This is a genomic window from Pseudomonas sp. FP1762, assembly GCF_030687105.1.
In the GTDB taxonomy this organism is placed as follows: Bacteria; Pseudomonadota; Gammaproteobacteria; order Pseudomonadales; family Pseudomonadaceae; genus Aquipseudomonas; species Aquipseudomonas siliginis.
Map to the genome: position 1 here is coordinate 4874139 of NZ_CP117458.1, position 14114 is coordinate 4888252.

Sequence of the window (14114 nt, forward strand, 5' to 3'; positions counted from 1 at the left end):
CAGTGAGCCGCAAAGGCGCGCAGTATACCTGTGCGCTCTGGCTCGGCATCTGAAGATTTGCACCGTGCGCTGAACGGTTTTCCCCTCACCCTAACCCTCGCCCTGGGGAGGGTTAGGGTGAGGTGTTTACTCGAGGTTCGCCGACATGGGATACCGAGTCGAACTCAGGTTCGAAAAGCCCACAAATCGGCTCCCTCTCCTTGGGGAGAGGGCTGGGGTGAGGGGCGAATCCAACACAAGAGCATCGCCGCACACTGCTACTCCCCATCTATACAAACGAAACTGACAATCCTGACAGCCAGCCGTCACCCTGCCGACCGCCTGAGCGGTTTATAACTGGTCAATCTGCCCAAACTCCAGACTTCGGCGCCGCGCATGTCCATCCAGAAAAACAAAATCCTGCTGGCCACTCTCCTGATTCTGCTGGCAGCCGCCGGCCTGTGGTTCGCGCTGAAACCGGCGCCGGCCAAACTGGCTAAACCGACTGCCATCCCGGTGCGGGTGGTGACGGTCAGCGCAAAAGACGTGCCGCGCTATACCAGCGGCATCGGCTCCGTGCTCTCGCTGCACAGCGTGGTGGTGCGTCCGCAGATCGACGGCATTCTGACGAAGATTCTGGTCAAGGAAGGTCAGCTGGTCAAAGCAGGCGACCTGCTCGCGACCATTGACGACCGCTCGATCCGCGCCAGCCTCGATCAGGCCCGGGCGCAGTTGGGCGAGAGTCAGGCGCAGTTGCAGGTCGCGCTGGTCAATCTCAAGCGCTACAAACTGCTCAGCGTCGACGACGGCGTGTCGAAGCAGACCTTCGACCAGCAGCAAGCGCTGGTCAATCAGCTCAAAGCCACCGCGCAAGGCAATCAGGCCTCGATCGATGCGGCGCAGGTGCAACTGTCCTACACGCAGATTCGCTCCCCGGTCACCGGGCGCGTCGGCATTCGTACGGTCGATGAAGGCAACTTCCTGCGCATGACCGACACTCAGGGCCTGTTCACCGTCACGCAGATCGACCCGATCGCCGTCGAGTTCTCCCTGCCGCAGCAGATGCTGCCGACCCTGCAGAGCCTGATCAGCGATCCGCAACGCGCACCGGTCAAGGCTTACATCGGCGCCGACACCGATGGCGAAACCGGCAATCTGCTCGGCGAAGGTCAGCTGACCCTGATCGACAATCAGATCAACGCTAACACCGGCACCATCCGCGCCAAGGCCGAATTCGCCAATGCCAGCCAGAAGCTCTGGCCGGGTTTGCTGGTGACGGTGAAAATTCAGACCGCTGTGGATAAAGACGCGCTGGTGGTTCCGCCCACCGTCGTACAGCGAGGCCTCGAACAACACTTCGTTTACCGCGTGAAGGACGACAAGGTCGAGGCAGTGCCGGTGCAAATGGTTTATCAGGGCAGCGGTCAGGACATCATCAAAGGCGTCAACGCCGGTGACGTACTGGTGACCGACGGCCAGTCGCGGCTCAAGCCGGGGTCGAGCGTGCAAGTCATGAGTGAGCCGCCGCAAGTGGTGCAGGCGGAGCCCAAGCCATGAACTCGCACAAGGGCATCTCGACTTGGTGCATCGATCACCCGGTGGCGACGATTTTGCTGACGTTCGCTCTGGTACTGGTCGGCGTAATTGCCTTCCCGCGTTTGCCGATTGCGCCACTGCCGGAAGCGGAATTTCCTACGATCCAGGTCTCGGCACAGTTGCCCGGCGCCAGCCCCGACACCATGGCTTCCTCAGTGGCCACGCCGCTGGAAGTGCAATTCAGCGCCATCCCCGGCATGACCCAGATGACCTCGAGCAGTGCGCTGGGCTCAACTCTGCTGACCTTGCAGTTCACTCTCGACAAAAGCATCGACACCGCCGCCCAGGAAGTGCAGGCGGCGATCAATACCGCCGCCGGCAAGTTGCCCAAGGACATGCCGACGCTGCCAACATGGAAGAAGGTCAACCCGGCCGACAGCCCGGTGTTGATTCTCAGCGTCAGCTCGACGCAAATGCCCGGCACCGAACTCAGCGACCTGGTGGAAACCCTGCTCTCGCGTCAGATCAGCCAGATCGACGGCGTCGGCCAGATCAACATCACCGGTCAGCAACGCCCGGCGATCCGAGTACAGGCCTCGGCGGACAAACTCGCGGCGATTGGCCTGACGCTGGCCGACATTCGGCTGGCGATTCAGCAGACCAGCCTCAACCTGGCCAAAGGTGCGTTGTACGGCGAGTCGAGCATTTCCACGTTGTCGACCAACGACCAGTTGTTCCACCCCGAGGACTACAGCGAGCTCATCGTTTCCTACAAGGATGGCGCCCCGGTTCACCTGCGCGATGTCGCCAACGTCGTCAACGGTGCGGAAGATGCCTACGTGCAGGCTTGGGCCGGAGATCGACCTGGTGTGAATCTGGTGATTTTCCGCCAGCCCGGCGCCAACATCGTTGAAACCGTCGACCGCATTCAAGCCGCCCTGCCCGGCCTCGAAGCGATGCTGCCGGCCTCGGTGCAGGTGAAAACCCTGATCGACCGCACGCAGACCATTCGCGCCTCGCTGCATGAAGTGGAAATCACTTTGCTGATCGCGATCCTGCTGGTGGTCGCGGTCATGGCGCTGTTCCTGCGCCAGTTATCGGCGACGCTGATTGTCTCGGCGGTACTCGGTGTCTCGCTGATCGCCAGTTTCGCCCTGATGTACGTCCTCGGTTTCAGCCTGAACAACCTGACGCTGGTGGCGATCGTCGTCGCGGTCGGCTTCGTTGTGGACGATGCGATCGTGGTGGTGGAAAACATTCATCGGCATCTCGAGGCCGGTGACGATATGCGCGAGGCGGCGATCAAGGGAGCCGGCGAGATTGGCTTCACCGTCGTTTCGATCAGTTTCTCGCTGGTGGCGGCATTCATTCCGCTGTTGTTCATGGGCGGTGTGGTCGGGCGCCTTTTCAAGGAATTCGCCCTGACCGCGACATCGACCATCATGATTTCCGTGGTGGTCTCGCTGACGCTGGCGCCAACCCTTGCTGCGCTGTACATGCGCAAACCGGTGCATCACGCCAGCGCCAAACCGGGTTTCAGCGAGCGCTTGCTCGGCTGGTACGAAAAAGGCCTGCGCCGCGCCCTCGATCATCAGAAATTGATGATTGGTGTGTTCGGCTTATCTTTGGCGCTGGCTGTTGCCGGTTACATCTTTATTCCCAAGGGCTTCTTTCCGGTGCAGGACACCGGATTTGTCCTCGGCACCACCGAAGCCGCTGCGGATATCTCCTACGGCGACATGGTGAAAAAACACTTGGCGATGGCCGAAATCGTTGCAGCCGATCCGGCGGTGCAGGCGTTTTCGCACTCGGTCGGGGTTTCCGGCAGCAACCAGACCATCGCCAACGGGCGCTTCTGGATCGCCCTGAAAAAACGTGGCGATCGCGATGTCAGCGCCAGCCAGTTCATCGATCGCATCCGCCCGCAACTGATGAAAGTCCCCGGCATCGTCCTTTATTTGCGCGCCGGGCAGGACATCAACCTCAGCTCCGGCCCTAGCCGTGCGCAGTATCAATACGTACTCAAGAGCAATGACGGCGCGACCCTCGCCACCTGGACCCAGCGCCTGACCGAGAAACTGCGCAGCAACCCGGCGTTTCGCGACATTTCCAACGATCTGCAACTGGGCGGCAGCATCACCCATATCAGCATCGACCGCAGCGCCGCCGCGCGTTTCGGCCTGACCGCCAGCGATGTCGACGAGGCGCTGTACGATGCATTCGGCCAACGGCAGATCAATGAATTCCAGACCCAGGTCAACCAGTACAACGTGATTCTGGAACTGGATACCAAACAACGCGGCAAGGCCGAAAGCCTCAACTATTTCTATCTGCGCTCGCCGCTCAGTGGGGAAATGGTGCCGCTGTCGGCGCTGGCCCGATTTGACGCGCCAACCATCGGCCCGCTGTCGATTGCCCATGACGGTATGTTCCCCGCCGCCAATATGTCATTCAACCTCGCCCCTGGCGTGGCATTGGGCGATGCGGTGATTCAGCTCAATCAGGCCAAGGCCGAGATCGGCATGCCCACCGCGATCAGCGGCAATTTCCAGGGCGCGGCGCAGGCGTTCCAGAGTTCGCTGGCCAGCCAGCCGTGGCTGATTCTCGCGGCGCTGGTGGCGGTGTACATCATTCTCGGCGTGCTTTATGAAAGCTTCGTCCACCCTCTGACGATCATCTCGACGCTGCCGGCTGCAGGTTTGGGTGCGGTGATCATGCTGTGGATCTGCGGCCAGGACTTTTCGATCATGGCGTTGATCGGGCTGGTGCTGCTGATCGGTATCGTCAAGAAGAACGGCATCCTGATGATCGACTTCGCGCTTGAAGCGCAGCGCCAGCGCGGTCTGCCGCCGCAGGAGGCGATTTTCGAGGCGTGCATCACCCGGTTCCGGCCAATCATCATGACCACCCTCGCCGCCCTGCTCGGTGCGTTGCCGCTGATGCTCGGTTACGGCACCGGCGCCGAACTGCGCCAGCCGTTGGGCATTGCCGTGGTCGGTGGTTTGCTGGTCAGCCAGATGCTGACGCTGTTCACCACGCCGGTCATATACTTATGGCTCGAGCGGCTGTTTCACCGGCACTCACACCCACCAGCCCCAACGCCCGCAACGGCACTGGCGACCACAGACTGAGGCGGTCATGCGCGTTCTGATTATCGAAGACGAAGAAAAAACCGCGGACTATCTGCACCGGGGCCTGACCGAACAGGGCTACACCGTGGACCTTGCCCGCGACGGCGTCGAAGGCCTGCATCTGGCGCTGGAATGCGATTACGCCGTGATCGTCCTCGACGTCATGTTGCCGGGGCTCGATGGCTTCGGCGTACTGCGCGCATTGCGTGCGCGCAAGCAAACCCCGGTGATCATGCTCACCGCCCGCGAGCGCGTCGAAGATCGGATAAAGGGCCTGCGCGACGGCGCCGACGATTACCTCGGCAAACCGTTTTCCTTTCTCGAACTGGTCGCCCGCCTGCAAGCGCTGACCCGGCGCAGCGGCGGCCACGAACCGTTGCAAGTGACCATCGCCGACCTGTGGATCGACCTGATCAGCCGCAAGGCCACCCGCGCCGGCACGCGCCTGGACCTGACGGCGAAAGAGTTCTCCCTGCTCAGCGTGCTGGCCCGTCGCCAGGGCGAAATCCTTTCGAAGACCGCAATCGCCGAAATGGTCTGGGACATCAATTTTGACAGTGACGCCAACGTCGTCGAAGTCGCGATCAAACGCCTGCGCGCCAAGCTCGACGGGCCGTTCAACGAAAAACTGCTGCACACCATTCGCGGCATGGGTTATGTGCTGGAGAGCCGTGGTGTCCAGTAACTCGATTGCCTTGCGCCTCAGCGGCATGTTCACGCTGGTGGCGCTGGTGGTGTTTCTGTTGATTGGTGGCGCGCTGTATCAACAGGTGGACAAGGGCTTGGGATTGTTGCCCGAAGCCGAGCTGGATGCGCGGTACAGCGTGCTCGAATCCACCGTTGGCCGTTACGGCACGCCGGAGCATTGGGTGAAGATCAACAACAAGCTCAAACTGCTCGGTGAGGAAGACAAGCGCATCAGCTTCTGGATCAGCAGCGGTGATCCGCGCTACGAGTACGGCAACCTTACGCCGCAGATTCGCGCGGCCACCAACGGCCCGTTGGGCATGCATGATCTGCAACTGCCCGATCAGCCCTACCCGCTGAAAGTGCTGGTCAGTCAGTTCCCGGCCAAGGACCAGCGCCCGCCGCTGCGCTTCATGATCGGCATCGACACCGAGACGCTGCATCAGACCCAGCATCACTTGCTCATCGCCCTGATCAGTCTGGCGATTGTCGGGGTGCTGCTGGCCTCGGCGCTGGGCTATTGGGTGGCGCGCATTGGTCTGAAACCGCTGATCAAGCTGTCGCAGGAAGCCCAGCGTCTGGCCCCACCACTGCGCGCCGGACGCTTGCGCCTGTCGCCGCTGCCGCCGGAACTGGAGCAGTTTGTCGAATCGTTCAACTCAACTCTGGAACGGGTTGAACTGGCCTATTCGCGGCTGGAATCGTTCAACGCCGACGTCGCTCATGAACTGCGTTCGCCGCTGACCAACCTGATCGGCCAGACCCAGGTCGCACTGACTCGCGGGCGCTCCGCCGAACACTATTTCGAAGTGCTGCAATCCAATCTCGAAGAGCTTGAGCGACTGCGCTCGATCATCAACGACATGCTGTTTCTGGCCAGCGCCGATCAAGGCAATAAAGCGACCAAACTGACCTCGACGTCATTGGCTGATGAGGTGGCGACGACACTGGACTATCTGGATTTCATCCTTGAAGACGCGCAGGTTGAAGTGCAGGTCAGCGGCGATGCGCAAGTGCAGATCGAGGTCGCGCACCTGCGCCGGGCATTGATCAATTTACTCAGCAACGCGGTGCAGCATACCGATCCGGGCCAGGTGATCGAGGTGCGCATCGAGGTTGAAGAACACCAGGTGAGCATTGGCGTGGCCAATCCCGGGACGCCGATTGCCAGTGAGCATCTGCCGAGGTTGTTCGAACGGTTTTATCGGGTCGATGCCTCGCGTAGCAACAGCGGCAATAACCACGGGCTGGGGCTGGCGATCGTCAAGGCGATTGCGCTGATGCATGGCGGGGATGTGTTTGTGCGCAGTGATCGGGGCATGAACACCTTTGGCATCCATCTCCCGGTCTGAATGCTCAGCCAAGCCCTGTGGCGAGGGGATTTATCCCCGCTCGGCTGCGCAGCAGTCGCAAATCCTGTGCACAAGCTCTAAGAATCTTTGAGGCTGGAATTCTTGGGGCCGCTTCGCAGCCCAACGGGGATAAATCCCCTCGCCACAGGCCACCATCACGCACAGACCGGGTTGTTACCCGTGCCGATCTTTGCTTTTGCTGTAACAGTCATTTATGAAAATCGCGCTGTTTCCCAACCCTCGGCAACCTTATCTTTGCCCGCACCAAACAGCACTCGCCAAGCGAGAAGGTTTTCAAGATGTCCAACAGTATGGGTATTGCCAGCGCATTCGTTTTGTCCTCATTGATCCTGTCGCCGATGGCGATGGCTGAAGAATCGCAAGCGTTCGTGGCGCACAACGTCGCGCGCGCACAGGCATTCGATCAGCATCAGGCCGAAGTGATGGCCAAGGCTCAAGACGCGACGCAATCCCCGCAGGCCGCTACTTCCCAGGCTCAAGCGCTCGAGAAAGACAGCTGAGTCTCACCGCGAAAGGTTTCCCTCGACGCGGTTGTTTGGCTCTTCCCGTTCAACCGTCGTCACTCCAGGCCGCTGCCATTCAGCGGCCTTTTTTCGTTGTGGTCTGAAAGCCGTCTGGCGCGTCTGAAAAAACAAGAAACATCAAGCCGCTCATGAACCAGAGCGGCCCGCTGACCCAAGGAGCTCCACCGCACGTGTTTTACCCTGCCCGCCTCACCCCGCTGTTCATTGCAATTGCCGCAACGATTGCTCCCGCCGCCCACGCCGACGAGCCCGCTGAACAAGGTTTCGTCGAAGGCTCAAGCCTCAGCCTCAATGCCCGCAACTACTACATGAATCGCAACCGCTTGCAGAAGGCGGACGACAACATTGAATGGGGGCAAGGTTTTCTCGGGGTTTTCGAATCGGGTTATACCGAAGGCACGGTCGGCTTCGGCGTCGATGCTCATGCCATGCTCGGCTTGAAACTCGATGGCGGAGGCGGGACCGACGGTTCGAGCATCCTGCCGATCAGCGACGGCAACGGCAAAGCGCCGGGCTCGTTTTCAACCGCCGGCGGGACCCTGAAGCTGCGAGCATTCGATACCGAACTGAAGGCCGGTGACCTGTTCCTCACCAACCCGGTGATTGCCGGCGGCGACACGCGGATGCTGCCGCAGACCTTTCGTGGCATCAGCCTGAGTAACCGCAGCTTCGACGGCTGGCTGATCGAAGGTGGCCAGGCCAGTTTCACCAAGCCGTATAACCAGAGCGGTCATACGCGAATTGGTACGTCGTACGGCACCCTCAGCGACGGTGACGAAAGCCGCCACCTGAACTGGGCCGGTGTGGCCTGGAGCGGCGTTGAGGGCCTGACCAGCAGCCTTTACGCGTCCGAGCTCAAGGACATCTGGAACCAGTACTACTACGACCTCGACTACACCTGGCAACTGAACGATCTGGTCAGCCTCAACCCGGGCCTGCACTTCTATCACACGCAAGACACCGGTGATGCGCTGCTCGGCGATATCGACAACAACACCTGGAGCGCGCATCTCACCGTCGGCATCGGCAGCCACAGCGTCACTGCCGCCTATCAGCGGGTCAACGGCAACACGCCGTTCGACTACATCAGCCAGGGCGACAGCGTTTACCTCGACAACTCGCAGCAGTATTCGGACTTCAACGGCCCGAACGAACGCTCTTGGAAGCTCAAGTACGCTTACGACTTCACTGGCCTCGGCATGCCCGGATTGACCTCGGCGCTGTCCTATTCACGCGGCACGGTGGATCTGACCAAAGCCGACCCGAACAGCCCAGGCTATTCCAGCTGGTACAGCGCCGACGGCCATAACGCCAAGCATTGGGAACGCGACATCGATTTGCAGTACGTCGTGCAAAGCGGTCAGGCCAAGGATCTCGCGGTGCGCCTGCAATGGGCCACCAACCGTGGCGGCAACGGCTACGGCGCGATTGATTCGGATACAGATGAATACCGCGTGATCATCGACTACCCGGTCAACGTCTTCTAAGATCGGCGCTGCGTTTTTCAGATCCTGTGATCTACCCTGTGGGAGCGAGCCTGCTCGCGAAAGCTGATTGTCAGTCAACATCTGTGTTGAATGACACACCGCTTTCGCGAGCAGGCTCGCTCCCACAGGTTCGTCCGGCGTCAGCCCAACTAAGCTTATGAAACCACTTCAACCGGCTCCCCATCATGATCGCCAGCCGCACGCCTTCCATCACAGGCCTTACCGGTCGCCCCGAGCGCCTGCTGATCCTCGGCAGTCTGCTGACCGTGATTGCGATGGTGTGCATCGTCACCTTCCTGCTGATCCGCGAGTACGCCAGTGCGCAGGAAGTCGCCACGCGCCGCGCCACGACCATTGCGCAATTGATCGACGCCGATGTGCTGCGCACCGTCGAGCTGTACGACCTGACGCTGCAAGGCCTGATCGCCGCCGCCCAGCGTGACGACCTGCAGAACGTCTCGCCGCAGATCCGTCATCTGGCACTGTTCGATCGCTCTGCCACCACGCGTTTCAAGGGCGACATCCTCCTGCTCGACAAGCATGGCGAGGTGATCGCCGACTCCTCGCGCATCGAACCGAAACCGGGCAATTTCGCCGACCGCGATTATTTCCTCGCCCATGCGTTCAACCGTGACATGGGCATGTTCATCAGCCGCCCGTTCAAGACCCGTTGCGATTGTGAAGAAGCCGATCAGTGGCGCATCAGCTTCAGCCGGCGCATCTCCTCGCAGACCGGTGAATTCCTCGGCGTAGCGGTGGCGTCGCTGAAACTCGACTACTTCGACGACCTGTTCAAAAGCCTCGACATCGGCACCGACAGCACATTGAACATCATCAACAGCGATGGCGTGCTGCTCGCGCAGAAGCCGTATCTGCAAAGCGATTCAGTCGGCAAAAGCTTCGGCAACCGCCCCAACGTCGTGCGGATTCTCAACGATCGCGATGGCAGCGGCAGTTTCACCAGTACCTCGAGCATGGATAAACAACGCCGGCTCTATACCTACTCGCGGGTCGGCAATCTGCCGTTGACGGTGATGGTCGCGCTGTCCAGCGAGGAGGTGTTCGGCACCTGGCGCCGCACAGCGATTCTGATCAGCGGCGCCACCGGCGTGTTGTGCCTGGGGCTGTTGTGGCTGACCTGGCTGCTCGCCCGGGAACTGCGTTTGCGCCATCGCGCCGAACGCGAACTGGCGCAACTGGCTGCCACCGATGATCTGACCGGCGTTGCCAACCGACGCATGCTCGACCAGACCCTGCGCCACGAATGGTTCCGCGCCCAGCGCTCGGGCCAGCCGCTGTCGGTGATGATGATCGATGCCGACCACTTCAAGGCCTTCAATGATCGCCATGGCCATCAGGCTGGGGATCAGGTGTTGCGTGAACTGGCCAGGGTAATCACCGCGAACGTGCGACGCCCGGCGGATCTGGTCGCGCGGTATGGCGGTGAGGAGTTTTCGGTGATTCTCGCCGAGACCGACAGCGCCGGGGCGCAGCAGATCGCCGAGCAGATTCGCCAGGCTGTGGAAAACTTGCCCTGGGTCGAAGGCGCTGAGCGGTCGATGACCGTGAGTATCGGCATCTCGACATGGACATCGGCGAGCGAGATGACCCTGGAGCAGCTGCTGTTTGCAGCGGACAAGGCGCTGTATCAGGCCAAGGAAGGCGGGCGCAATCGCGTTGTAGTGTCAGTTTAAAGTCAAAAGATCGCAGCCTTCGGCAGCTCCTACATCTGGAATGCGTTCCCCTGTAGGAGCTGCCGAAGGCTGCGATCTTTTGATCTTTTAAAGGGCATAAAAAAAGGCCATCCGAGGATGGCCTTCAAAAAACTAGAGAGGTTTTTTACTTACACCGCCGCAACAGGGCGCATGTAAGAGATCGGTGCGGTGCTGGCGTCTTCGAACGTCACCACTTCCCAAGCATCTGTCTGCTCAATCAATTTGCGCAGCAGCTGGTTGTTCAGTGCATGACCGGACTTGAAGCCTTTGAACTCACCAATCAGGCTGTTGCCCAGCAGGTACAGGTCGCCAATCGCATCGAGGATCTTGTGTTTGACGAATTCGTCTTCATAACGAAGACCGTCTTCGTTCAACACGCCATCAGCGTCGACCACGATCGCGTTTTCCACGCTGCCGCCGAGTGCGAGGTTGTGCTTGCGCAGGTACTCGATGTCACTCATGAAACCAAAGGTACGGGCGCGGCTGACTTCTTTTACGAACGAAGTGCTGGAAAAATCCACGCTTGCACTCTGGGTGCGGTCCCGGAATACCGGGTGATCGAAATCGATCTCGAAGCTCACCTTGAAGCCTTCGAAAGGGACGAAAGTGGCGCGCTTGTCGCCGTCTTCCACTGTCACTTCACGCAGGATGCGGATGAATTTCTTGGCGGCGTCCTGTTCTTCCAGGCCTGCCGATTGAATCAGGAATACGAAGGGTCCAGCGCTGCCATCCATGATCGGGACTTCGGACGCGGAGAGCTCGACGTAGGCGTTATCGATGCCCAGGCCAGCCATGGCCGAGAGCAAGTGCTCTACCGTGTCCACTTTGACGTCGCCATTGATCAGCGTCGTCGACATAGTGGTTTCACCGACGTTTTCCGCGCGGGCAGGAATCTGCACCACAGGGTCGAGGTCAGCGCGACAAAACACAATGCCAGTGTCGACAGGCGCAGGCTTGAGGGTCAAATAGACCTTCTCGCCGGAATGCAGGCCTACACCTGTGGCACGGATAATATTTTTCAGTGTGCGTTGTTTAATCATGGCTTGGGCCGCTTCAGCGCAAATTGCGAACTGGTATCAACAAAGGCTGGCGATGATAGCAGACCATGCCTTTGCTGAACACCAATCACCTTCATAGCCCTGATACATTCCATCAATCGGCCTGACGACGCAGGAATGCCGGAATGTCCAGATAGTCCAGGTCATCCTGCGGATTCATCTTCGCGGCAGCCGCAGCACCGGCCTGAGCCTGGTTGCGCATGACGGTCGGACGGTCCAGATCACGGTAGTTAACCGCTGGCTGCTCCTGACGGGCCGGAGCCGGTTGTTGCACCTGCGCCGAGGCCATGGAGGTGTGAACGGTGTTGTCGATGACCTTCACAGGCTTCTCGATTTTCGCGCCCAGACCGGTGGCAACCACAGTCACGTGCAGCTCGTCGCGCATGTCCGGATCGATAACGGTACCGACTTTGACCATCGCGTGCTCGGAAGCAAAGGCTTCGATGATCGAACCCACGTCGGAGTACTCACCCAGGGACAGGTCAGGACCGGCGGTGATGTTAACCAGAATGCCGCGCGCGCCTTGCAGGTTGACGTCTTCCAGCAACGGGTTGCGGATTGCCGCTTCGGTAGCTTCACGTGCACGGTTCGGACCGCTGGCGCAGCCAGTGCCCATCATCGCCATGCCCATTTCGCTCATCACGGTGCGCACGTCGGCGAAGTCGACGTTGATCATGCCCGGACGCTTGATGATGTCGGAGATACCGCGAACGGCACCGGCCAGTACATCGTCAGCCTTGGCGAAAGCCGACAAGAGGCTTGCGTCTTTGCCGAGGATGGTCAGCAGTTTTTCGTTCGGAATGGTGATCAGCGAGTCGACGCTTTCCGAAAGCATGCGGATGCCTTCGTCGGCGATCTGCATACGCTTGCGGCCTTCGAACGGGAACGGACGGGTCACGACCGCAACGGTCAGGATGCCCATTTCCTTGGCCACTTCGGCGATGATCGGCGCTGCACCGGTACCGGTACCGCCGCCCATGCCGGTGGTGATGAACACCATGTTGGTGCCGGCTAGCACTTCAGCGATGCGCTCACGGTCTTCCAGAGCGGCTTGACGGCCGACTTCAGGATTGGCGCCGGCACCCAGGCCCTTGGTCACGCCGGTGCCCAGTTGCAGGATGGTCCGCGCGCCGATGTTTTTCAGCGCTTGAGCATCGGTGTTGGCGCAGATGAACTCAACGCCTTCGATGTTGCTCTTGACCATGTGATTGACAGCGTTGCCGCCGCCACCGCCGACACCGATAACTTTGATTACCGGGCTTGCGGGGATGTTGTCTACGAGTTCGAACATTTTCCCTCTCCTTACATTCTCTAGTTTTTTCGCCTACTGCTGTTTGTAGCGGTGTTGCGGTAAAGCTTTTAAAAATTGCCCTGAACCCACTTTTTCAGTCGGTCCAGCAGCGGCGCCTGAGGCTCTTCGCTGCTGTAGCTGTCGCGGCTGCCGATGCCGGAGAACGAAACTCCATCGGACTGCTTTTGCAGGCCGTACATCAACAAGCCGACGCCAGTGGAATAAATCGGGTTGCGCACCACGTCATCCAGACCTTTCACGCCATGCGGTACACCGAGGCGCACCGGCATGTGGAAGATTTCTTCGGCCAGTTCAGTGGCGCCTTCCATTTTCGACGTACCGCCGGTGAGCACGATGCCCGCCGGGATCAGGTCTTCGTAGCCGCTGCGACGCAGCTCGGCCTGGATCAGGGTGAACAGTTCGTCGTAACGCGGCTCGACCACTTCGGCCAAGGCCTGACGCGACAGCTCACGCGGTGGACGGTCGCCAACGCTCGGCACCTTGATGGTTTCACCGGCACCGGCCAGTTTGGCCAGGGCGCAGGCGTAACGGATCTTGATCTCTTCGGCGTACTGGGTCGGGGTGCGCAACGCCATGGCGATGTCGTTGGTCACTTGATCACCGGCAATCGGGATCACGGCGGTGTGACGGATCGCGCCTTCGGTGAAGATCGCGATGTCGGTGGTGCCGCCGCCGATGTCGACCAGGCACACGCCCAGTTCTTTCTCGTCGTCGGTGAGGACCGAGTAGGCCGAGGCCAGTTGCTCGAGAATGATGTCGTCGATTTCCAGACCGCAGCGACGCACGCATTTTTCAATGTTCTGTGCAGCGTTGACGGCGCAGGTGACCACGTGAACCTTGGCTTCCAGACGCACGCCGGACATGCCCAGTGGCTCGCGCACGCCTTCCTGGTTATCGATCACGTAATCCTGCGGCAGGGTGTGCAGCACGCGCTGGTCAGCCGGGATCGCCACGGCCTGAGCGGCGTCAAGCACACGCTCAAGGTCAGCCGAGCTGACCTCGCGATCACGGATCGCGACGATGCCGTGGGAGTTCAGGCTGCGGATATGATTGCCGGCCACGCCGACGAACGCCGAGTGAATGCGGCAGCCAGCCATCAGTTGGGCTTCTTCGATCGCGCGCTGGATCGACTGCACGGTGGATTCGATGTTGACCACCACGCCCTTCTTCAGGCCGCGGGACGGATGCGTACCGATCCCGACGATTTCCAGCTGGCCGTCGTCCGCGACCTCGCCTACCAGCGCCACCACTTTGGAGGTGCCGATATCCAGACCGACGATCATTTTGCCGCTTTGCACGTTTGCCATGGGTC

Annotated in this window: 10 protein-coding genes; 7 read left to right on the forward strand and 3 right to left on the reverse strand. The window is 60.3% G+C overall.

The genetic code is table 11. The features are described from left to right. Positions 1-375 precede the first annotated feature (375 nt). The 7 genes from PSH90_RS21640 to PSH90_RS21675 all read left to right on the forward strand — a co-directional run bounded on the left by PSH90_RS21640 (position 376) and on the right by PSH90_RS21675 (position 10411). Positions 376-1536, forward strand: a complete 1161-nt coding sequence (locus tag PSH90_RS21640) for an efflux RND transporter periplasmic adaptor subunit (protein WP_305381506.1) — start codon at positions 376-378, stop codon at positions 1534-1536. Continuing rightward, positions 1533-4646, forward strand: a complete 3114-nt coding sequence (locus PSH90_RS21645) for a multidrug efflux RND transporter permease subunit (RefSeq protein ID WP_305381507.1) — start codon at positions 1533-1535, stop codon at positions 4644-4646. The genes PSH90_RS21640 and PSH90_RS21645 overlap by 4 nt, the downstream gene beginning before the upstream one ends. Positions 4647-4653: 7 nt before the next feature. After that, a complete protein-coding gene (locus PSH90_RS21650; protein ID WP_305381508.1) occupies positions 4654-5331 on the forward strand; it encodes a heavy metal response regulator transcription factor in 678 nt (225 codons plus the stop codon). Then, positions 5321-6685, forward strand: coding sequence for a heavy metal sensor histidine kinase (locus tag PSH90_RS21655; RefSeq protein WP_305381509.1), 1365 nt, complete (start codon positions 5321-5323; stop codon positions 6683-6685). The genes PSH90_RS21650 and PSH90_RS21655 overlap by 11 nt, the downstream gene beginning before the upstream one ends. 299 nt (positions 6686-6984) lie before the next feature. Further along, positions 6985-7206, forward strand: coding sequence for a hypothetical protein (locus PSH90_RS21660; protein WP_016773285.1), 222 nt, complete (start codon positions 6985-6987; stop codon positions 7204-7206). Positions 7207-7358: 152 nt separating this feature from the next. Next, complete coding sequence (locus PSH90_RS21665) at positions 7359-8717, forward strand: OprD family porin (protein ID WP_370695108.1); 1359 nt, start codon at positions 7359-7361, stop codon at positions 8715-8717. Between the two features lie 185 nt (positions 8718-8902). Next, positions 8903-10411 (forward strand): sensor domain-containing diguanylate cyclase, encoded by a 1509-nt coding sequence (locus PSH90_RS21675; protein ID WP_305381512.1) that lies wholly within the window; start codon positions 8903-8905, stop codon positions 10409-10411. Between the two features lie 149 nt (positions 10412-10560). Here PSH90_RS21675 and lpxC read toward each other — a convergent pair whose 3' ends face one another. The 3 genes from lpxC to ftsA all read right to left on the reverse strand — a co-directional run bounded on the left by lpxC (position 10561) and on the right by ftsA (position 14109). Then, positions 10561-11472, reverse strand: coding sequence for a UDP-3-O-acyl-N-acetylglucosamine deacetylase (lpxC, locus tag PSH90_RS21680; RefSeq protein ID WP_007916984.1), 912 nt, complete (start codon positions 11470-11472; stop codon positions 10561-10563). 112 nt (positions 11473-11584) lie between these two features. Then, positions 11585-12781: a cell division protein FtsZ gene (gene ftsZ / locus PSH90_RS21685; RefSeq protein ID WP_016773283.1), complete on the reverse strand. Its 1197-nt coding sequence runs from the start codon at positions 12779-12781 to the stop codon at positions 11585-11587. Positions 12782-12849: 68 nt separating this feature from the next. Further along, the gene (gene ftsA / locus PSH90_RS21690) at positions 12850-14109 is read right to left on the reverse strand and encodes a cell division protein FtsA (protein WP_016773282.1); all 1260 of its coding nucleotides are present in this window, start codon (positions 14107-14109) and stop codon (positions 12850-12852) included. Positions 14110-14114: the final 5 nt, after the last annotated feature.